Raw genomic sequence first — 21003 nt, 5'->3', positions numbered from 1 at the left:
AAATGAATTACTAACCTTTGGTTGCCCCATCCGCAAGACCGGAAATAAGGAACCTTTGCAGCAGCAGGAAGACAATCGAGATCGGAATCGCAATCAGGATCGTGCCTGCGGCAAACATCGTAAAGTTGTTCGCGAACTTATCGTTAATGAAGTTGTACAAGCCTAGCGCCAGCGTAAACTTCTCCGGGCTGCGGATAATGATCTGCGGCGTCAGGAAATCGAAGAACGGCGCCATAAACGTAAACAAGGCAACAACCGCGATAATCGGGCTGGCAAGCGGTACCAGAATGCGGAAGAAAATCGTCAGGTAGCCCGCCCCGTCGATTTTGGCCGATTCGTCGAGATCGCGCGGAATCGTATCGAGGTACCCTTTTACAAGGAACAGGTTCATCGGCAAGCCGCCAAACACATAAATCAGGATTAAACCCAAAAACGTATCCAGCAGGTTTACGGTATTGAGCAGCAGGTAGATCGCCACCATTCCCATCAAGACCGGGAACATCTGCAGCAGCAGGAACGTGTAGATGCTGTTCTTCCGTCCGACAAACCGGAACCGCGAGAACACGTAAGCCACAATGGATACGATGCAGACCGAGGCAAGGCCGTTCGCAAACGCGATGATCAGCGTATTTTTGTACCATAGGGTGTAGTTGCTGCTCGGATTGTTGAACAGCCATTCGTAATGCTCCAGCGACCAGTTGTCCGGGATCATCTTGAGCGAGAACAAGCTGGTGCCCGGGTTGAGGGACATGCTGAACGCCCAGAGCAGCGGGTACAAAATAATCAGGAACATGATCAGGACAACCAGATAAATGCCGGACACTTCCAGAGCGGATTTGAGCGAACGTTTCATTTTAGTACATATCCTCCTCTCTGAAGGAACGGGTTCTGCTGAATTGATAGAGAGCAAACGCCGCGACGACGATACCCATGATGATGGATACGGCGGCGGCCATTTTGTAATTGTTTTCCTTAAACGTCAGGCTGTACACCCAAGAGATCAAGATGTCGGTTGCTCCCGAGTTCTGGCCCGGAACCGGAGGACCGCCCTTGTTGAACAAATAAATAATATTGAAGTTATTGAAGTTGTACGAGTATTGCATAATGAGCAGCGGAGCCGTTGCGAACAGCACATGAGGCATCGTGATGAAACGGAACTTTTTCCAGCGGCTTCCCCCGTCCACATCGGCTGCTTCATACCAGTCCTTCGAGATTCCTTGAAGCACCCCGGTAATCAGCGTAAATACGTAAGGGAAACCAAGCCATACTTGAATGCCGATAATCGCAACGCGCGCCCAGGTCGGATCGGAGAGCCACGGAATCGACACGCCAAAGTGGGAGAAAATATCCCGGTTAATCGCGCCAAACGTATCGTTAAACATCGCCGTAAACACAAGCACGGTCATAAAAGACGGAACCGCCCAAGGGAGAATCATAACCGTGCGGATCAGGCGTTTGAACCTGACTCGGCTGTCATTGATCATCACCGCAAGGAAAAAAGCCAGCATAATTTGCAGCGTTGTCGCCACAAGCGTCCATACGACCGTCCAGGAAAGAACGGTAAATAAGCTTTTGCTCCACACGGCTTCCGTGAATAAAGCTTTAAAGTTCGCAAAACCAACCCAGTCCAGCAGATGGGCAGGCGGTGAATTGTACAAGTTGTAGTTGGTAAAAGCGAGAGAGATCATAAACAGCAGCGGGAAAATGACGATCAGCGCCATCATGATGAAATTCGGCACAACGACGAAATACGGGAAGCCATGCTCCCAGCTGTCCTGGAAGGCCTGCCGGACGGATGGCGTGCGGACGCCCTCTCGGCGTTTTTTCGCATCTTTCCGGGCATCCAGCACATTCAGCACGTACAGGCCTAGCAGGATAACGCCAATGATGGAGGATAACAAGCCTTGGACGAGCAAATTACGGGAATCGTCGGTCTCCGGGTTGTCCCCGAGCGTAATCATTCCTTCGATGCCGTTTGCGATAGGCACGGATAACGCAATGATCAAGCTTAAGCCAATTACAAGAAATACAATTCCTTTGATCCAGCGGCGGTTGTACAGCTGGCCTAATCCAGGAACGATGGACAGGACGGTCGCGAGGGCAGGATTATGCTGGCTTTGTCTGGTTTGCGACACGGGCTCCAGGGCGTTGATGTTCATGTTTGGTTCACCTTCCATATTTCCGAATGCATTTAATAGAGAAAGGGGCTGTGAGGAGCCCCTTTCCTTGTTTCATGGTATGGCGGACGAGGATTTCTTTACTTCGCGCCGGCCATTTTCATCTTGTCGTTAATGAGTTTCACGGCATCGTCCAGGGAAGCTTGCACGTCTTTGCCTTCCGTGATGAATTTCAGGGCGTTCGCCATCGGATCCCATACATGGTCAAGCTCTGGAACTGTCGGGAACGGCTGGCCGTATTGGATTTGCTGCGAGAAGCCGGCTACAAGCGGATCGCCCGTCAGAACCGGATTGTTCAGGACGTTGATAACCGGCGGAACCTCGCCTGTTTTCTTGAAGTACTCAAGCGCGTTCTCTTCGTTCGTCAGGAAGGCCGCGAAATCCGCCGCCCACTCCGGGCTCTTCGAGAACTTGGAGAGCATCCAGCCCTTTACGCCAATGAAGGAGGTTGGATGCGCGCCGCCTTCGAGCGTAGGGATTGGAGCAACCGCCAGATCGTCGCCGAGTGCTTTTTTGTAATCGTTGATGGCCCAAGGTCCGTTGATAACCGCGCCAACTTTGCCTTGCGTGAACAGGCCGCCAACGATGTCACCGTTAACGCCTTTAGGCAGGTAACCGTTGTTGAACCAGCTTTGGATCAGGGAAGCGCCTTTTACCGTGCCTTCCTTGTTCAGACCGATATCGTTGATATCGTATTTGCCTGCGTTGTCTTTGAAAATATAACCGCCTTCGCCGCCGAGGAAGCCCCAAGCAAAGTAGAAGTTTGCCGCTTCAAAGAGGAAGCCGTAGTTCTGCTTCTTCGCGTCGGTCTGGTCTTTCATGATTTGCTCGAGGTCCGCAATCGTTGCAGGCGCATTAGGGACAAGCTTCTTATTATAGAAAAGAGCATATGTTTCCGTTACTAATGGGAGGCCGTACAGAACGCCGTCTTGGCTAAGCGCCGCGAGTGCTTCCGGCGTGTAAGTGCCTTTTACCTCGTCCGAAGCTTTCACCTCTTGCACAAGGCCTTTCACGACCAAGCTGCCGATGCCCGGCTGGTAGAACAGGTCCGGACCTTTGCCGGCGGGACCGTCGAGCGCTAGCACATCCGGTTGATCGTTCATCGCTACCGGCTTAATGTTGATCTTAATCCCTGTTGCCGCGGTGTATTTATCCGCTGCCGCCTGGATTACGGCGAGTTTGTCTTCCGCCGTATCCGGCCATATAGTCAGCTCGGCAGGCTTCGCTTCCGTTGGCCCGTTCGCTTCCGCGGTTGCCGCAGCGTCCGCGCTTGGCGATTCCGAAGCCGGGGTGTTAGCGTTCGTATTGGTGCTGGCGGAGGCATTGGCATTGCTAGCCGTTGTACCATTGCCGTTATTGTTGCCGCCGCATGCGGCAAGCGACATGGATACAGCCAGCAAGCTAAGCGTGATAAGCATCTTTTTGCTCTTTAACATCGTTGAGAGCTCCCTTCCCTTTATCAACTCTTGTAAGTTTGTTGACCCCGGTATGCCGTGGTTCATGAGTTCATTGTAGGATTTCGAAGGGGAGTCTCACTACCAATCCGGTGACCTGAAAGGATAAGATTGTGACCTGTCGGTGAGGTGGGTGGATGGATGGGAGAGGTCGCTTTACGATGCGGGGCATCGTTAAGCTCGGAAAGCACGGTTTAGGTGGCGTTGTTGAAATAGCCCAGCCCCCGCGTCGCAGGTGCTTTCGGGCTACAAAAAAAGCCGTCTACCAAGCTAACGGCGTGCTTGGTAGACGGCTTTGCTCTATTATTGCTGCGGTGCGGACAGCACCGTGCGGAACCCGCAATTGCCGGTGGAGCTGTCGGGCGTATTCTTGCTGCGCGCCGCTACCCGGTAGCGGTTGCAGTAGGAGCTGTGGCAGAGATACGAGCCGCCCCGCATGACGCGGCCTTCTCCGGTACGCGGGCCAGGCGGGTTATCGTTCTCGCCGCTCTGGTAGTAGGCCGGACTGAACCAGTCGGAGCACCATTCCCAGACGTTGCCCGCCATATTATAGAGGCCATAGCCGTTGGGCTTGAAGCTCTTGGCCGGAGCGGTTCCCAGGTAACCGTCGCTGGCGTGATTTTTGACCGGGAATTTACCCTGCCAGATGTTGCAGTTATGCTCGCCGCCTTGCTTCAGCTCATCGCCCCAAGGGTAACGCTTCTGCGCAAGTCCGCCGCGGCCCGCGTATTCCCACTCCGCTTCCGTCGGCAGACGCCTGCCCGCCCACTCGCAATACGCCATCGCATCGTTCCAGCTGACATGAATAACCGGATGATCCTCGCGGCCTTCGATATGAGAATCGGGTCCTTCCGGATGGTTCCAGTCCGCACCTTCAACCGGGTACCACCAAGGGGCTGTCTGCGGCACCGTCTTCACCTTCGCCGCTTCCTCCTCAGAAACGAACAGATGGAACACGTAAGACCAGCCAAACCTCTGGGCTTCGGTGACGTAACCCGTTGCCGCGATAAAACGTCCGAACTGCTCGTTCGTTACCGCCGTTTCATCCATATAAAAGCTGTTTACGGTAACGCTATGCACCGGTCCTTCCCCGTCTGCCGCAAAGCCTTCCTTATCATTGGTTCCCATCAGGAAGGTTCCGCCCGGAATAAACAGCATTCCCGCTGTATCCGGATTGGCTGCCGGCTTGGAGTCCGCCGGTTTGACCGCTGCTTTCAGCCTCAGATTCTTAGGTGCAATCACAACCGATGAACGATCGGTGGAACAGCAGGATTTTACCGTGCTGCTCTCTGATTCCTGTGCCATCTTTAACATCCTCTCCCAATAAGAAGTGTCTATGATCCATCTAGCTAGCTTTTCTGTAAATCTCTTATTTCAACACTACCATAATAAGAAAAGGCAGTACAACGCTTTCCGCACGTAAACTAACGGAAGGCCTTATACTGCCATCTTCTCTATTCTTTTTCTTGTAGTCCAAGCCGGACGTACTGCTCTTCCGGTGCTCCCGCCCGCTTCATGCCCGCAACGAGCAGCTCCATCATCCTTGCCTCGGCCTCATCATCCTGAAGCGGATGCTCCTGATGCTCATCCCGAGCAAGATCATACAGCCGCGTCTCCATGACGAATTGATTCCGGGCATACGTTACTCCCTGCGTGCTTTCCGGAATTTTGAACACCGGATATGCCGTATAAGGCAGGAACCGGCCCGCTTCAATTCGCTCCGGCGCTACGCGTCCGAGATAGGAACGGAAAGTGGTCGGCATAGCTGTGTAAGCGTAACAAGGATAATTATCCTTGGAGACCGGTGCGCGCATATACGTATAACGGCCATCCGTTACATTGACGCACATCCCGTGATAGCCGTACAAAGCCGCTTCCCTCACCTTCTCCTGCGTTCCTTCGAGCAATCCGCGAAGCGAAGAGCCTTGCACCGTATCCGGAATCGAAGCTCCCATATAGTCCAGGATCGTAGGCATAAGATCGATATTTTGAGTAAGCGCCTGGATGCGGGTGCCCGCGGCCCGGCCTTCAGGCAGACGAATCATTAGCGGGATATTGGCCAGCTCGTTATACACATGCATGACGTTTTTGCCGGTCTGTTCATGCTCGCCAAGCAATAAACCGTGGTCGGTTGTAAAAATAACAAGAGTATCGTCCAGGATATCCAGCCGTTCCATCGTATCCAGCAGCTTGCCAAGCCAATGGTCGGTCATCGTAAGAGTTGCCGCATAACGCTTTTGAATATGGGCAAGCGCCTCCGGCGGTACGTCAACGGTGCCGTATTTCGGCCAGCTGTAGGCTGGACCTTCGTAGCTGTCCTGGTACATTTGCAAATAACGATCGGGCGTATCAAACGGCTCATGCGGGTCAAAAGCTTCCACCGTCAAGAAATACCGGTCCTCGCGTCCGTTCTTCTCCAGCCAGTCGCATGCCGCCTGAATGGTCCTTGGCCCCGGATAATCCTCTTCGTGAAGAAACCGCGTACGGTTCTTCTCGCATTGCGCGCGTACCTGACCGTAATAATGCTCCGGCGCAGGCAAATCTTTAATAGAAGAAACCCAAGGATCATCCTCCTGCCCCCGGTGGAAATCCCACGTGGAGAAGGACTGGCAATAGTTCTCGCCGCCCGTTGCAAAATAATGATAGTGGTCGGTCACGATGTGGCTGAACACGCCGTCTTCCCTTAACGCGGCGGGCAACGTACGGTCAAACGGTTCAATTCCGCCCCAGCCCTTCTCCAGAAAAGCGGCTCGTCCCGTCAGTATATCGCGCCGCGCCGGCATGCAAGGCAGCGACCCGGACCAATGCTGGTCGAAGACGACGGACTGCTCCGCCAGCCGGTCGATATTAGGCGTCCGAACGCCATCCCCGCCGTAAGCGGATAAAGCTCTTCGGTTCAAGGTATCGAGCATAATCATAATCGTTCGCATGAAAGCACCCCTTATTTCAGACCTGTTGTGACAATCCCCTGCACAAAGTATTTCTGCGCTGCCAAGAATAATAATACAAGAGGCAACACGACTAAGGTAGTTGCCGCCATGAGCAAATTCCATTCTACGTTCGTCTCGCTGCGGAAAATGGTAAGGCCAAGCTGCACGGTCCGCATATGCTCCGTGTTGGTCATGATAAGCGGCCACATGTAATCGTTCCAAGTTGCCGTAGTTTTGAAGATCGCCAGCGTTGCCAGAATCGGTTTGCTGAGCGGCAGATAGATCTGGAAGAATACGCGGAAGACATTCGCTCCGTCAATCTGCGCCGCCTCGTCAAGCGCCCGCGGGAAGTTTAAGAAATATTGCCGGCACAGGAAAATCCCGAAGGAGCCCGCAATAAACGGCAGCACCAGCCCCGTATAGCTGTTAATGAAGCCAAAGCCGCCTTGCCCCTGCCAGTCGTTGCCCCCAAAGAACGGGAACATCTTCATCATCAGGAAGGTTGGAATCATCGTCGCCTGCGGCGGCACCATAATGCCGATCAGCACGGAGAAGAAGAGTACATCCCGGCCCGGGAAACGCAGCCTAGCAAAAGCGAAGCCCGCCATGGAGTTAAACACCAGGCTGAATACTACGGTAACGCCGGTTACGATAAACGAATTATAGAAGTATCGGAGCCAATCGCCTCGTCCCATGGCTTCCGCGTAATTGTCGAATAACCAATGTTTCGGAATAAACGTAAATGTCGGGGACTGAATCTCGCCCATCGTCTTTAATGATGTCACGACCATTAACAAGAACGGGAACAGCATAAGCAATGCAATGATAAACATAACGATTGAAAAAATTACAGTAGGCCATTTTCTAGTCATTACGTGTCCGCCTCCTAATCCACATCGGTGTCATTCCCTTTATTTCCGAGACGGAAATTCAGCAAAGTAATAAGCAGCGTAATCACGAACAAGACCATCGCCATCGCCGAAGCGTAGCCCATCTGGAAATCCTGGAAGCCGCGCAGGTAAATCTGATGCACGATGGTTGTCGTTTTGTTCAGCGGTCCGCCGTTTGTCAAAATGTTGACCTGCTCAAACACCATAAACGAGTTAATGCAGGACATAACCAGAATAAAGAACGTTGTTGGCTTAAGCATCGGAATCGTGATGGCAAAAAACTGCCGGACCTTTGTTGCGCCATCCATATGAGCGGCTTCATAAAGGCTTGCCGGGATGGACTGCAGACCGGACAAATACACGATCATCGTGTAGCCGATCGATTTCCAGATTCCCATTATAATGATGGCGGCCATCGCCGTGCTCGGATCGTACAGCCATTGCACCGGGGCAAGGCCTAACGTCTTCAGCACGCGGTTCAAAATCCCGAGCGACGGATCGTAAATCCATAGCCAGATCATCGATACCGCCACCATGGAGGTGACGTTCGGAATATAAACGCTGACGCGGGCGAACAGGCGGCCTCTCAGCTTTCCGTTAAGCAATACCGCGAGCAAGAGGCCTAAGGCCATCTGCGGGAAAATCGAAAACAAGGAATAAATAAACGTGTTGTACACCGCCGTGCCAAACAGCTTGTCATGGAACAGCCTTACGTAGTTGTCGAAACCAACAAAAGCCGGCGTCGAGTAAAAGTTGTAGTTCGTAAAGCTGTAATACAGCCCCACCAGCAGCGGGATAAAAATAAACGCGAAATAAACGAGATAGCCCGGGGCAATAAACAGATATCCGGCCTTATCGATTGGGGCGCGCCGCCGGCTCTTGCGAGTTGTCGCCTTGCTGGCTGCAGCAGCCGGATTCACGGAATTCATAACGCCTCGCCTCTCTTCCTTCAATGAGAAAAATCCTTTGAAAAAGGCGCCTGCCCTTCTTGCGGCAGCAGGCGCCTATTACATGCTAAATGGATGCCGGTTAGTTGGTAATCAAGTTTGGCAGCTCTTTTTTCAGCTCTGCGGCCGCATCCTTCATCGCTTGCTCCGCCGATTTCGTGTTGTAGAAGGCGGCTTCCAGATGCTGGCTGATAATCTCGTACATTTTGCTGGAGTAAGTGACCTTTGCTGCGCCTTCCCCGTAGGATACCGCGTCGAATACCGCTTGGTTCATTTCCGGTTTGTCTTTGATGTAATCATCCTTCAGCGAGTTCAGGACAACCGGCGTGCCAAGCTCCTTGTATCGGTTCCATGTCTCTTCCTTGGACATAACCGTCTGCATGAATTCAAACGCCAGATCCTTCTGCTTGCTTTGCGAGCTCATGAAGAGCAGGCGCATACCGGCGAAGGTAGCTTTTGTTTTGCGCTCGATTGGACCGGATACGCCAATCTTGCCGGCCAGCTCCGGATGATCCTTTTGCGTATTCACGTAAGCAGCCGGGCTGTCGTAAGCGATTGCGGCTTTGCCGTTCGGGAACAGGTTCTCGTTGGATTTCGCCGAGTCGTTCGGAATCGTTACGCCTTTTTTCACCAGGTCCACAATATACTGCGTGGCTTCAATCGATTCCGGAGAATCGAAGAGCGGCTCGTTTTTATCCGCATCGATGATTTTGCCGCCGTTTTGCAGGACAAACGATTGCCAGAAGGTCCAAGCGTTAGCCGTTGGAATGGCCAGACCCGCCGTCACCGTTGTATTACCGTCTTTCTTCGTCAGTAGCTCCGCATCCTTCGCAAGCTCTTCCCAGCTTGCCGGCGGCTTCTCGGGATCAAGTCCAGCCGCTTCGAACAGGTCTTTGCGCCACAATAGAACGCGAGGATCCGGAATAAACCCGAGGCCGTACAGCTTGTCTTTGTACATGCCGGTGTTCAGCACGCTTTCCATCATGTCGCCTTTGCCATCCCACTTATCCGTATAAGCGTCAAGCGGTTCATATTGGCCAAGATTTGCCCGCTGGGCAACCGATGCCAGTGTATAAGACAGCACATCCGGCGCGGTACCGCTGGCATAAGCGGCATTCAGCTTGGTCTCCATGTCGTTGCCGAACGGAACCTCGCTGTAGTTCACCTTCACGCCCGGATGGCTGGCTTCGAATTCCTGAATCACGCGCGTCCAATACGCTTTCTCCGGCGCATCCGTGCCTGCCCGCCAGAATGTCAGCGTCTTGCTGCCGCCGGAAGAACCGTTGTCCTTCGGGTTCAGCTGCTCGGTGGAGTTGCTGCCGCATGCGGTTAACGCAACGCTGGCCAGCACCGTCACGCAAAGCGCCGTCATGATGCTTTTTCTTTTTTTCATATCTCCTATGACCTCCCTTTGTGAAATCTACTATGAAGTATAAAGAATGGCGGAGCCCGCCAGTGACGCAAGATTCCGGTCTTTCGGCACAAAAGTACAGGAATAAAGAGCAGCCTGGCTCCTCTGCCTTAAGGGACTAGCAAAATATTCGGATTCCGTACTCCGCTGTTCGGATTTCACAAAAAAACACCGCGTTATCGCGATGTTTGACGGATCGGTATTTATTTAGACGCTTCGCTGCCGCTCCATATATTCGGCCGGGGACAAGCCCGTATAGCTCTTGAACAGCTTGATGAAATAGCTCGTATTCGAATAACCGACAAGCGCCGCGGCATCGGCAACCTTCAGCGTCTGCCGTTTCAGAAGCTCCTTCGCTTTTTCCATCCGCACCTGCATCAGGTACTCGTTATAATTCATGCCCGTTTCCTTCTTGAACAATTCACTGATGTACGTCCGGCTCAGATGAACATGGTCCGCGATGTCCTGCAGCATCAGATCCTCCGCATAATGCAGCGTAATATATTCGCATGCCCGTTCCACCGCTTCGCCATATTGCGGACGCCGCGCGCTGATCCGATCCATGATCTGATGAAAAACGCTGCTCGCCCAGCCGGACAATTCGCGGAACGTTGCATACCGCTGAACCTCCACGTGGGCGTCAATATAGAGCGTCTCCAGCTCTTCCGTCGGAACGCCTACCGTTCGGGCGCGGTTAACCGCAATGTAAATCAACTCCAGCACCAGCGACCTTGCCTGCTTGGCTGACAGCTGTCTCCCCGTTTCCATCTCGTCCATAATTCTCTCGAGGAACAAGCCGGCTCTAGCCGTCAGTCCGTTATCCAGATAGCCCTGAAACGTTGACGTCCAGCCGGACCCGTAGTTGCTGTAAGCCGCGCTGCCTGCACTGCCGTTGTCTTCATACCAGGCAATACCGGGATCGCCGTAAAATAAATGACGGTCCGCAGCCGCAAGAGCTTCGGACAGCTGCTCCGGCAAATAAGACAGCCTGCTGTACATATGGCTGATTCCGATCACGGCGTTAGCTCCGACAAACCGCTGCAAATGCTCGCTTGCCCGGCTTGCCAGCACAAGCAGCGATTCGCGCTGCGACTTTAATCCCGTGTGAACCGAATTGCAGAGCATGATATACAGATTCGGCTTGTAGAGGAAGGAGCAGCCGTTCCCCAGCTCATGATGCAGCGTCTCGTCCAGAATGTTAATGACCGCGTTATGCAGCAGCCCTTCCTCCCTGATTCGCAGCGGCTCCGAGCCCTGTACAATTCCCACAACAAGCAAGGCAAGATGCTTCTCGGACAACCCGATATGCAGACGCTCCATTCTCTCCGCGAATCCATTCGCCGCCTCCCGTCCACCCTCCAAGAGTTCACGGAAATAGGCATTGCGAAGCGTAACCTGACTTTCGTTCAAGCTGTATCTAAGCGCGTTTATTTCGCTGGCCGCCCGTTGATCCAGGTCAATATCCTTTTTGATTTTCTGCAAAATCTGTTCCAGCCCGGACAGCGTAATTTCCGCCTTCAAAATGTATTCGCTTGCCCCAAACTTCAGCGCTTCCGCCGCGAATTGGAACTCGCTGTAAGAGCTGAAGACCACCGACCGGATATGCGGCATTTCTTCTTTCAGCGCTTTGATCAGGTCAATCCCGTTCATTCCCGGCATCTTGATATCCGTAACGACAAGATCAACCGGATGGGTCCGGCAGAAGGTTAAAGCATCCTCGCCGTTCGAAGCTTCGCCCGCTATCCGGTAATCGCCGCCCGTCCGCTCCACCGTCATCTGGAACCATTCCCGGATCATCGGTTCATCATCCACAATGAGAATATTCATCTTGTCCGCACCTCCTCCCATTTGTGTATAGCGGGTATCCGGACGAGGACCGTCGTTCCCGCCCCGGCTTGCGATTGCACGCTGATTCCGTAATTCTCGCCAAAATTAAGCTGAAGCCGTTCGTGAACGTTCCGGTAGCCTCCGCGGTGAACCAATTTTTCGTCTTGCTCTCCCGCTGCCTTGGAATCCATGTCCCCAAGATCCATCCCGACCCCGTTATCCTCGATCTCAAAACAAATATCGGTTCGTTCCATATACCCTCTCACGATAAGCTGCCGTTGTCCTTCTCCCTTGCGTTCCAGGCCATGGAATATCGCATTTTCGATCAGCGGCTGCAAAATAAGCTTGATGGTCTTGTATTCGTAAAGCTCCTCTTCGAGCTCGTACCGGACCTCCATCCGGTCCCCTTGCCTGATTTGTTGAATGTATAAATAATTCCGGACCATCTCCAGCTCCTCCCCGATCGGGATAAGCTCGTCCTGCTTCGAAATGGATTGCTTGAGCAGCTTCACCAGAGCCACGATAACCGAATCAATCGTCTCCGGCTTGTGCTTCACGAGCATAAACCGGATCGAGGCTAGAGTATTGTACAGGAAATGCGGGTTGATCTGCGATTGCAGCGCCTGGAGCTCCGCATGTCTTTTGCGCTCCTGCTCCAGCCGGATATTTTCCAGCAGCTCCTGAATCCGTTCGAGCATGCGATTGAACTTTCTCGTCAAATGCCCGATTTCATCCTCCGAGTTAACGGGAAGACGGACCGACAAATCGCCAAGCTCCACCCGTCCAAAATGGTTATACAATCTTTTGATCGGAACGGCAAGGCGCCTCGCCATGAAATAAGAGGATGCGTACGCAAGCAGCATAACACCCGCAAAAACCAGAATAACGATCGTCTGGAGCTGGTTGATGCTGGACAATACCGTCGCCGTAGGCGTGTACGAAATCAGCTTCCAATTCGTCTTGCCGATTGTCTGGAAAGAGATGAGCTGCTCCTTTCCGCCTTCCTCCGCCCTGAAATAACCGGAATCGTAATCCCGGATTTTATAATAATACGGCCGGCTGGCCAGCGACTCGCGAATTTGGTCTTTATGGCCGGAGGAGATGATTCTTCCGTTTGCGTCTACGATCTCGATCTCCTGCGCTTTATCGAGCGCGCTGCTGTATAAGTCGTTAAGCGAGCTTTCGTCGACGCTGACCGCTACAATGCCCGTAGGTGAACCGCTTTCAAACCGCTTGCTGATCCGTACGCCGTAGAAGGCGGCCCCCCGGTCTACACCCGTCAGCTCCGGCATCGGCTCGGTTACCCAGATAATCTGGCCTTGACCGTAGACGGCGGCGCGGTACCACTCCTTGTCCGAATACGAGCTGACCGGCTGAGACAACGTCTCCTCCATGCCGTTGCCCGGAAATTCAAAGCCGTTAAGCCCTCTCAACAGTACTTGAAAGCTGATCCGGTTAAAAGAATAAATGGAATTGGACAGCATCTGATCGAAGGAAGCCCTCTGCATGGCATATTCGTAGCTGCTCGGATCAAAGGCTTGCGTAAACGCGTGGTTCACCTCGGTGCTGAGGAAGAACTGGTTCGACACCGCGATAATGTCATCCAGCATCCGGTCGGTCTTGTCCGCAATCTGTCCCAGCGTCTTCAGGTTCGACTGGCTGACCTGCGAGGTGATGGAATCCTTGGAGATCTGCAGCGAGATCGTCCCGAACAGTCCCAGCGGTATAATAATAAGCACCAGCGAAGCGATCAGAAACTTATTTTGCACGCTGCTTTTCCGAATGAACCAGTTCCATACCATGTGAAGCTCCCCCGTCATTGTCCGTAAGTCGTTTAAATAACCAATACTATAACATAAAAAGAGTTGGTTGTTGCGGGTAACTGGTTTTTGCGCTGGGGGTATGGGACTACGCTAATGGCCGGCACTACGCAAGTGAATGCTCTTTCGACCGCTGTTGTTTTCAAAGTTTCCGTTTCTAATTTGGTTTAAGGTTAAACTTTGAAAACAAAGGCGGGCTACAAGCTTTCTGCAAGAAAGCTACTTCGGAAGCATTAACTCCGCTTCTCCAGAACATTCACTTGCTCCGTGCCGGCCCGCTCCGTCCGGTTTGCCGCGCCCTTACGGGCGTTACGCCGCAAAGAACCCTGCTCTTTTTAAAAGAGGGGGCAGAAAGATAAAGACCGCCTCTTCATATGAGAGACGGTCTCTTACTGACAAGATTTATTTTGTTCCGCTGCTGACGGATTGGTACCACTCGTTAACTTCCTGGGTGATTTTATCGCCGCCGGAGGATTTCCACTTCTCCACGAATTTGTCGAAGGAATCAACCGGAGCTTTGCCGTAGATGATTTGCGAGAAGGTGTCCTTCTCCATCTTGCCCAGAATATCGTTGCTTGTCTGCATCGTCTTGGTCGGAGCGCCCGTAAACATTTGAGGCAGAACCGAATCCTTCTGCTCCTGTACAATCTTAGCTGCTTCCAGCATTGGCTGCGGAGTGCTCATCTTCAGCTTCTTCTCGAATGGAGTAGTCGCTTCTTCGCCGTTCGCGAGCTTCGAGAGCACTTGCATGTTCAGGCTTGGAATACGAGCGCCGTCAAAAGTCAGCGTATATTTCTCAGGTGCGTAACCGCCCGTGCTTGCCGCGTCCGTCTTCACCTGGCCGTCTACCGTAACCCAGTCGTAACCTTCGGCAAGACCGTTCTCGAACTCTCCGCCAACCTGCGGATTCGCGTATTGCTCGAACAGATAATTCTGGTAAGCGAAGAACGCTTCCGGATGCTCCATTTCGGCATTAATCAAGACTACGCCGTTCGAGTTCGATGTACCGTGACGTCCCACTTTACCGTCTGGTCCCGCTGGCAGCGGATAAGCTTTGTACTGCGCGTCTTTATTGTTCTTCTTCACGTCTTCCAGCGGCCATGCCGGCATCCAGTGAGGACCAACAACGATACCCGCTTTGCCCGCCGTGAAGTCTTCCGCCGCTTTCGTCTCGTCATAGAGACCCGCTTCGGTTGGCAGATAGCCTTTGCTCATCCAGCTTTGAAGCGTGGCCAGCGCCTTCTTGGAGCCTTCGGTTACGGAGCCGTATTCGAGCTTGCCGTCCGCGGTTTTGTTCCATTGGTTAGGCATTGTGCCGTAAGCGCCAAAGATCCAGCCCGCGTCCGACATCCATGTATTAATCCAGTTCTTGAAGCCGATTGCGAGACCGTAAGTATCCTTCTTGCCGTTACCGTCCGGATCCTGGTTCGTGAAGGCATCCATCACTTTCTCGAGATCATCCAACGTTTTTGGCGCCGACAGTCCAAGCTTCTGCATCCAGTCTTCACGGATCCACATGACAGGGTCGCCATTGTAAGCGTAATCCAGAATCGGAATCCCAATTCGCTTGCCGTCCTCCATGTACGGATACCATACGGTTGGATCCTCGTTCATCGCATCCTTCCATACCTGGCTCGCATATTTGTCGAACAGCTCGCCTGCATCAACGAAGCGGCCGGAATCAATCAGCTCTCTTACCAGCGTGAAGTCACCGCGGTACGAAATAATATCCGGCATTTTTTCGTTTGTTGCAAGAGACAAACGAAGCTTCGTTTCAAAGGCATTGTTCGTGGAAGGAGCAATCCACTGATTCTTGAGCTGAATGCCGAATTTATCAAGCGCCCATTTCGTATGAACGTTATTGTCCTGGTCTTCGCCCGATTTGAATTTGACATCCGGGCCCCAAGGACGCAAATAGGTAACGGTAATCGGAGGATCGTATTTGACGTCTTTCGCTTCCGAGCCTGCATTCGCATTCTCTGCGGAAGCCGTGTTGCTTGGCTCTTTGCTCGCATTGGCATTGTCCGGTGCATTGTTATTGTTGCCGCATGCGCTCGTAATCGCCGTAAGGGAGATCACTCCCGCGAGTACCATGGTCGGCAGCAACTTTTTCTTTTGTTCTTTCAACTGCGTTTCCCCCAGTGCAATGTATTAGCTTACAGGACTTATAATAAGGAGTTGGACTACCCCGTTCTATACTAAGATTGCAACATCGATTGCACTTCTTTAGGATGTTGGAAATTGAATATGCACCCTTAAAATTTTACTGTAACGGGCTATGCCATGCCAGTTGAAATATATCCCCTGAGGGGCTATTTGATCTCTCGCTCCCTCTCGCCCGCCTATAGCAAATAGAGCTCGACCGAAGCAAAAAACAACGGTACAGGTTCCCCTGTACCGTTAACGCTAAACTAGTTGCTCGTATATTTCATCCAATCGTACTCGGCATAAAGCGGATTGGCGCCGTTGTAGGCTCCGAGCCAGCTGTCGACTCCCTTGCCGTTCCAGATGTTCATCATGATTTTGCCCGGATTGGTCGGGATGCTGGAGGTTGCCGTATGCTTCAGTACGCCATCCACATACCATTTGATTGATCCGGCTTGCCAGTTAAACGCGTAAGTATGGAAGCCTTGCGACGCATCAAAGCCAAGATCAACGATTTTCTCATGGCCGCCCACGCCATTAGTGTAATAGTTAAACTGAACCTTGGTGGTATCTTTGCCGAGGAACTCGATATCGATCTCATCCCAAGGCGTACCGTCAGACGGACCGGTATAAGTGAAGAAGGAAGATACGATGCCCGTGTTTTTCGCCGGCTTCATGCTGACCTCGTACAGACCGTAACCGTATTTGTTGACGGAACGGTACTCGGCGCAGTCAAACACGTTGTAGGCAGAGCTGGTCAAGCCCAGCTTCAAATGCCCGTCGCTCGTAAAGCTTACGTTGTTCGCCCGCCAGGTACAGTTGAACATGCCGCCGTTCGAGTAGCCGTCCGCCTTCTGCCAGGTAGCGGGATTATAATACGTAAGAGGCTCCCAAAATTCCGTAGCCCCGTAAGAGCTTGAGACAAACAACATCGATACAATCGCCGAACCGGCCATAAGAAGGGATGCTTTCTTTTTCATAGAACACCTCCGGATTTTATCATGCCTTGGAATTGCCTGCCGCCTTCGCTTATCCCCTCCCCCAGCACCAAGCTTTCGATCTATACAATGGCGTTAAATCGGCCCCAGATTGACCAAGCTAACGTCCGAGATCGTAATCGTCGCGTTACCGGCGTTGCCGCCCGCGATATTGCCCATATCGAAGGAGATGCGGGACGTATTATACCCCTGATCGGTCACGTCAAAGGTGAACGTAAAGGTCTGCTCCTCTTCCGTCAAATCCACCTGCTGGCCGTAATAGCCATGCCATGCATAGCCTGCCGGCACATCTACCCATCCGATGCCAAGACCCAGCTTCCTTGCCGTGCTGGCTTTGGCTTTGAAGCTAAACGCATATTTGCTTCCCTGCTGAATAGCGAAGCCCTCTTGAATAACCTGGCGATCCCAAGGGTTATCGCCCACAGCGCCGATCGAAGCCTCCAGCTTTCCGTTGTTAGCTCCGATCGTAAGCTCGCCCGGTGCCGCCGTATAAGAGAACCACCCCGCGAGGCCGTTCGCGAAATTGCCGTTTTGCAGCAGATTGACGTTCGTAGGCTGGCCGCCGCTTTCCGCGGAAGCATTCACCTCGTACAGCAGTACGTTATCGAACGTTACCGAATGCCCGCCTGCGGCGCCCGCCGGATTGCCCAGCCCGAACACCAGCACGGACGAAGGATCGGAATCGCTGGCCATTGCAAAAGAATAAGCGTAATGCTTGCGGTCTGCGGAAAGCTGGGCAGTGTCCTCCAAATATTTGGCGAAATCGCCGCTGCTTTGCGAGACAACAACCTGCACGGCTTTCTCGCTAGTAGCGGAAGCATCAAATTCCAGCCTGTAAGTCTTGCCCTTCTCGATCGTTAATTGGCCTTGCTGAAGCGTATCGTCCCACCAGTTCGCGCTTGTGCCCGGGAGCGTCGCAACCAGGCTTCCCCCATCCGAGCGGCTCATGGTCGCCGAACCTCCCGCACTCAGATTCCAGCCATTAAGATCCGTATCGAATCCGCCGTTCTGAACCAGGTTAGGCGACAGGTCTACCCAAAGCGTGTTATAGTCGTAGCCCTGGAATTCCACATAATAGTCATGTCCGGCTGCCAGCGCGGCAGGATTCATATAGACGGTTTGATAAGTCTGCCAGCCGCCGGTATTGCCGAGTTCATAACTCGACTGCGAGACGACGGTACCATTCTCGTCTTTGATCCGCAGGCGGACTTGCGACTGCTCCTTACCGCTTGCCACTCTGGCCGAGAATTGATATACACCGGAACGAGTTACGCCGATTTTGTACTTGAGCGTATCGCCTTCATCCATGTAAGCGACGTTTTTGCCGCCTTCGCTTGCGTTTTCGAGCTGCAGCCCCTGCATCTCCCATGCGTTTGCCGCCGGAATATGCGTATAGCCCGCTACCGTAATCGGCTCGCCGCGCTTCACCAGCCGGACGTTGTCGACATAGACCGTACCGCTCTCGCCGCCGAACAGCAGCTTTAGCTCCGCTTCCGCCGTATCCGCGCCGCCCCCCAATACCGCTTCCAGCGAGTAGGCTTGCAGCGTGGTGCCCAGCGATATGGTATTGCCGCCTGGGTATGAAGCGGAATGATCGCCGGCCAGTTCAACCTTCATACTCCTCGGCGCATCGGCCTTGGCCTCAAAAGAAATGCCGTATTCGCTGTTCCCTGCAAGCGCCAGCCCAGGCTGGGAGACCGTTACGGCTTCCGCATCCGCTCCGCCGTCTGTCACATTAACGACTAACTGCCGCTCATAAATCGGAAACGCAAGGAAGTTATTCACGCTGACCGCTGCTTCCGCACCCGGAGCAACGGATTTGGTCCAAAAAGCCAGCCGGTCTTTCCCTTGATCAAACGTACCGTTATAGATCAGATTGCCGTCCGCCAGCGCGGTCCGTTCACCCGGCACCTCCGGCTGGGGAGACGCATCGCCGATCTCAACCAGCTTCGCGTTTGCGATATAGACGGCCGCCGCGTTTTTCCCGAGATTAAACTCGAACCTCGCGTTGTTGTCCGTACTCTCTAGCATGTCGAACGTATATTCATAAGACTGCCATTCGGTCGTCAGATTGCCGTATTGCTCGCCGGAGTAATTCTTCCAGTTCTTCTCGAACTGATTCACCTTCGACATCATCGTGCGGGCCTCATCGGCCTTCGCCTCATACGTGACCTTATACTTCTTGCCCTTCTGCAAAAACACCGGTATTTGCGTCAACTGAACGGAGTAACTCTCCGTACCGGCGTTATCGATTGCGATTTTTGCCGTTTTTCCTTTGGAAGCATCGTCAACAACAGCAACTTGGCCTGAGCCTCCGGCATTAAGAAGGAACTTCCAATCCTGCGGCACGCCATTTGCATCCGTTGACTGCGTAAACTTTTCGTTATACAACAGATTGCCGTCGGCCTGCGGATCGCGCTGAGGGGAAGGCTCCGGCGGATTGCCCGTTACATCCTTCCAGCTGTCCAAATTCTTGTATTCATACACCCTTACGAAGTCGACATTCATCTGATCGGCCGTAAAGTCGCCGTTTGGCGAACCCGGCCAATCACCGCCTACCGCCAGGTTCAGAATCAGATAGAACGGGCGGTCAAACGGAGCGGGATACGTATAATAGTCCGGCTGCCCCGGCCCTTTGGTTTTCCAGTCGCTCACTTCTTGGTAGAGCTGGCCGTCCACATAGAATCGAATGACGCCAGGGAGCCATTCCAGTTGAAAATCGTGGTAATCGTCGGCAAAGCTCTTGCCCTCCGGCAGAACATAGCTGCCTTGTTCGGACCCATGCGAGCCGTCAGGCTGAACGCTGTCGTAATGAAGGGTGCCATAGACGCGGTTCTTGTTCGCTCCGCCAATCAGCTCCATCAGATCGATCTCGCCGGAAGCCGGCCAGCCGCCGTAATGGGCTTCATCGGTTGGCAGCAGCCAAATCGCCGGCCACATGCCCTGCTGAACGGGAAGCTTGGCGCGGACAACAACCTTGCCGTAGGTCCAGTCGCCTTTTTCTTTGGAGATAAGCTTCGCCGAGGTGTACTGGCTGCCTTTATGCTCTTCCTTCTTGGCTTTAAGGCTCAGGACGCTGCGGCCGCCATCTTGTTCAATAACCGCATTATCCGGCTTGTAGTACTCAAGCTCGTTATTGTAAACAACGCCGGTATCTTGAACCGTCCACTTGCTTGAATCAATCGTTGATTGGTTGAATTCGTCATTCCATACGAGCTTCCACTCGTTATCCGCTATCGTTGTCGGCGGTACGGGCTTCTCCCCGGACGTAGCCGGCGGGTTGATTGCAGGAGGATTGGTTGTTCCCGCGGAACCCGTACCCAGGGTAGTTGTCGTGCCTGCCGGCACGGCTTTGTCATTCACCGTCACGCCGCCGGACTGGACCTGGAGGCTTCCTACGCGGCTGTCCGCCGACCATTCGAAGTCCGTCGGATGCTGGATAAGGACCTGATCCGCCGTCGTTCCGTTTGAGAAAACAACGCGAACCGGACCGCCTGGCTTGTTGATAAGCACATCCTTCAACTTGGCGCCGTCAAAAATAACCGAATGGCTTCCGCCACCCTTAACAACCGTCTTGCCTGTAACGGTAACGCCCTTGAGCGTCGCATCGCCTTCTTTAATCCCTTCGGCAAGCAGCAGGCTTCCGTGCACCGCCGTACGGTCGACGGTAACATCCGTGGAGCGAATGATGAGGTTGCCTTCCACTTGCGCGGCGTCGTACTTGCCCGGCTTAGCAACCAAATCCCCAATCATGCCGGACAAAAGCACGGCCGACTCGGCGCGCGTAATCGGCGACTTTGGCTGAAGCTTACCGTTATAGCCTTTTAAGTATTTTTCGTCCGTCAGGTAAGTAAGCGCTTTCTTTGCGTATCCGGAAACATCCGCCAAATCCTTAAACTGCTGAAGCTGCGCATCGGTTTCCAAGCCCGTCGAGAGCTCGAACGCCCGGTCAATCATGACCGCTGCATCTTCACGCGTAATGCTGGCGCCTGGAGCAAAATGCTTCGCGTCCACGCCTTGAACAATGCCGGAACCGCTTGCTCTCGTTACCGCGTCGGAATACCACGCATCAGGTGCCACATCCTGAAATCCGGCTGTTTCTTGTCCGGCGAATCCGAATATGCGGTCCAGCATGGCAATAAATTCTGCACGGCTGATTGGTGAGCCGGGCTTAAACGCACCGTTTTCGTAACCGCTTACAACTCCAAACGAAGCCATGCGATTGACGGCGGCTTCCGCCCAATGTCCTTGGAGATCCTTAAACGAAGTTGCCGCAGCCGCTTCCGAGGCATGAATCGCTGTCCCTCCAACAAGCGGGCTAAGAGTGGCTGCCAGCAGACTGCAGGCCGTTAATTGCGATAATCTCTTTTTTAACATAGTTACCTCCCAAATGGTTTACATGAT

13 protein-coding genes are annotated in these 21003 nt (G+C 53.2%); all 13 read right to left on the bottom strand.

Translation table 11 applies throughout. The annotated features are described in order from the left end of the window. Window positions 1-10: 10 nt before the first annotated feature. Window positions 11-853 carry a sugar ABC transporter permease gene (locus CFI03_RS08380; RefSeq protein ID WP_116394218.1) on the bottom strand — a complete coding sequence of 281 codons (843 nt, stop codon included), beginning with the start codon at window positions 851-853 and terminating at the stop codon, window positions 11-13. A 1-nt stretch (window position 854) separates the two neighbouring features. Beyond that, a complete protein-coding gene (locus tag CFI03_RS08375) occupies window positions 855-2159 on the bottom strand; it encodes a sugar ABC transporter permease (protein ID WP_116394217.1) in 1305 nt (434 codons plus the stop codon). A 98-nt stretch (window positions 2160-2257) separates the two neighbouring features. After that, window positions 2258-3613, bottom strand: coding sequence for an extracellular solute-binding protein (locus tag CFI03_RS08370; protein WP_116394216.1), 1356 nt, complete (start codon window positions 3611-3613; stop codon window positions 2258-2260). 321 nt (window positions 3614-3934) lie between these two features. Beyond that, window positions 3935-4936, bottom strand: a complete 1002-nt coding sequence (locus CFI03_RS08365; protein ID WP_116394215.1) for a formylglycine-generating enzyme family protein — start codon at window positions 4934-4936, stop codon at window positions 3935-3937. Window positions 4937-5085: 149 nt separating this feature from the next. After that, the gene (locus CFI03_RS08360) at window positions 5086-6561 is read right to left on the bottom strand and encodes a sulfatase (protein ID WP_116394214.1); all 1476 of its coding nucleotides are present in this window, start codon (window positions 6559-6561) and stop codon (window positions 5086-5088) included. Window positions 6562-6572: 11 nt separating this feature from the next. Continuing rightward, complete coding sequence (locus CFI03_RS08355) at window positions 6573-7433, bottom strand: carbohydrate ABC transporter permease (protein ID WP_116394213.1); 861 nt, start codon at window positions 7431-7433, stop codon at window positions 6573-6575. 14 nt (window positions 7434-7447) lie between these two features. Further along, window positions 7448-8380, bottom strand: coding sequence for a carbohydrate ABC transporter permease (locus CFI03_RS08350; protein ID WP_116394212.1), 933 nt, complete (start codon window positions 8378-8380; stop codon window positions 7448-7450). Window positions 8381-8480: 100 nt separating this feature from the next. Then, on the bottom strand, window positions 8481-9791 hold the full coding sequence (locus CFI03_RS08345; RefSeq protein ID WP_116394211.1) for an ABC transporter substrate-binding protein: 1311 nt from the start codon (window positions 9789-9791) through the stop codon (window positions 8481-8483). 225 nt (window positions 9792-10016) lie between these two features. After that, window positions 10017-11636 (bottom strand): response regulator transcription factor, encoded by a 1620-nt coding sequence (locus CFI03_RS08340; protein ID WP_116394210.1) that lies wholly within the window; start codon window positions 11634-11636, stop codon window positions 10017-10019. Next, on the bottom strand, window positions 11633-13438 hold the full coding sequence (locus CFI03_RS08335; RefSeq protein WP_116394209.1) for a cache domain-containing sensor histidine kinase: 1806 nt from the start codon (window positions 13436-13438) through the stop codon (window positions 11633-11635). The genes CFI03_RS08340 and CFI03_RS08335 overlap by 4 nt, the downstream gene beginning before the upstream one ends. 420 nt (window positions 13439-13858) lie before the next feature. Beyond that, entirely contained in the window at window positions 13859-15583 is a 1725-nt protein-coding gene (locus CFI03_RS08330; protein ID WP_116394208.1) for an extracellular solute-binding protein, read from the bottom strand. Between the two features lie 284 nt (window positions 15584-15867). After that, window positions 15868-16533, bottom strand: a complete 666-nt coding sequence (gene bglS, locus CFI03_RS08325; protein ID WP_481857661.1) for a beta-glucanase — start codon at window positions 16531-16533, stop codon at window positions 15868-15870. 141 nt (window positions 16534-16674) lie between these two features. After that, window positions 16675-20976, bottom strand: a complete 4302-nt coding sequence (locus CFI03_RS08320) for a carbohydrate binding domain-containing protein (RefSeq protein WP_116394206.1) — start codon at window positions 20974-20976, stop codon at window positions 16675-16677. Window positions 20977-21003: the final 27 nt, after the last annotated feature.

Source organism: Paenibacillus sp. ATY16, assembly GCF_003399985.2.
Classification (GTDB): domain Bacteria; phylum Bacillota; class Bacilli; order Paenibacillales; family Paenibacillaceae; genus Pristimantibacillus; species Pristimantibacillus glycanilyticus.
Note: the sequence above shows the minus strand (reverse complement) of the source record. Positions and strands in the feature narration are given on the sequence as shown.

What these genes read in the sequence shown, in the direction of transcription:
- CFI03_RS08380 (WP_116394218.1), bottom strand. Translation starts at nt 853, where the DNA reads ATGAAACGTTCGCTCAAATCCGCTCTGGAAGTGTCCGGCATTTATCTG.
- CFI03_RS08375 (WP_116394217.1), bottom strand. Translation starts at nt 2,159, where the DNA reads ATGAACATCAACGCCCTGGAGCCCGTGTCGCAAACCAGACAAAGCCAG.
- CFI03_RS08370 (WP_116394216.1), bottom strand. Translation starts at nt 3,613, where the DNA reads ATGTTAAAGAGCAAAAAGATGCTTATCACGCTTAGCTTGCTGGCTGTA.
- CFI03_RS08365 (WP_116394215.1), bottom strand. Translation starts at nt 4,936, where the DNA reads ATGGCACAGGAATCAGAGAGCAGCACGGTAAAATCCTGCTGTTCCACC.
- CFI03_RS08360 (WP_116394214.1), bottom strand. Translation starts at nt 6,561, where the DNA reads ATGCGAACGATTATGATTATGCTCGATACCTTGAACCGAAGAGCTTTA.
- CFI03_RS08355 (WP_116394213.1), bottom strand. Translation starts at nt 7,433, where the DNA reads ATGACTAGAAAATGGCCTACTGTAATTTTTTCAATCGTTATGTTTATC.
- CFI03_RS08350 (WP_116394212.1), bottom strand. Translation starts at nt 8,380, where the DNA reads ATGAATTCCGTGAATCCGGCTGCTGCAGCCAGCAAGGCGACAACTCGC.
- CFI03_RS08345 (WP_116394211.1), bottom strand. Translation starts at nt 9,791, where the DNA reads ATGAAAAAAAGAAAAAGCATCATGACGGCGCTTTGCGTGACGGTGCTG.
- CFI03_RS08340 (WP_116394210.1), bottom strand. Translation starts at nt 11,636, where the DNA reads ATGAATATTCTCATTGTGGATGATGAACCGATGATCCGGGAATGGTTC.
- CFI03_RS08335 (WP_116394209.1), bottom strand. Translation starts at nt 13,438, where the DNA reads ATGGTATGGAACTGGTTCATTCGGAAAAGCAGCGTGCAAAATAAGTTT.
- bglS (WP_481857661.1), bottom strand. Translation starts at nt 16,533, where the DNA reads ATGTTGTTTGTCTCAAGCTCTTACGGGGCTACGGAATTTTGGGAGCCT.
- CFI03_RS08320 (WP_116394206.1), bottom strand. Translation starts at nt 20,976, where the DNA reads ATGTTAAAAAAGAGATTATCGCAATTAACGGCCTGCAGTCTGCTGGCA.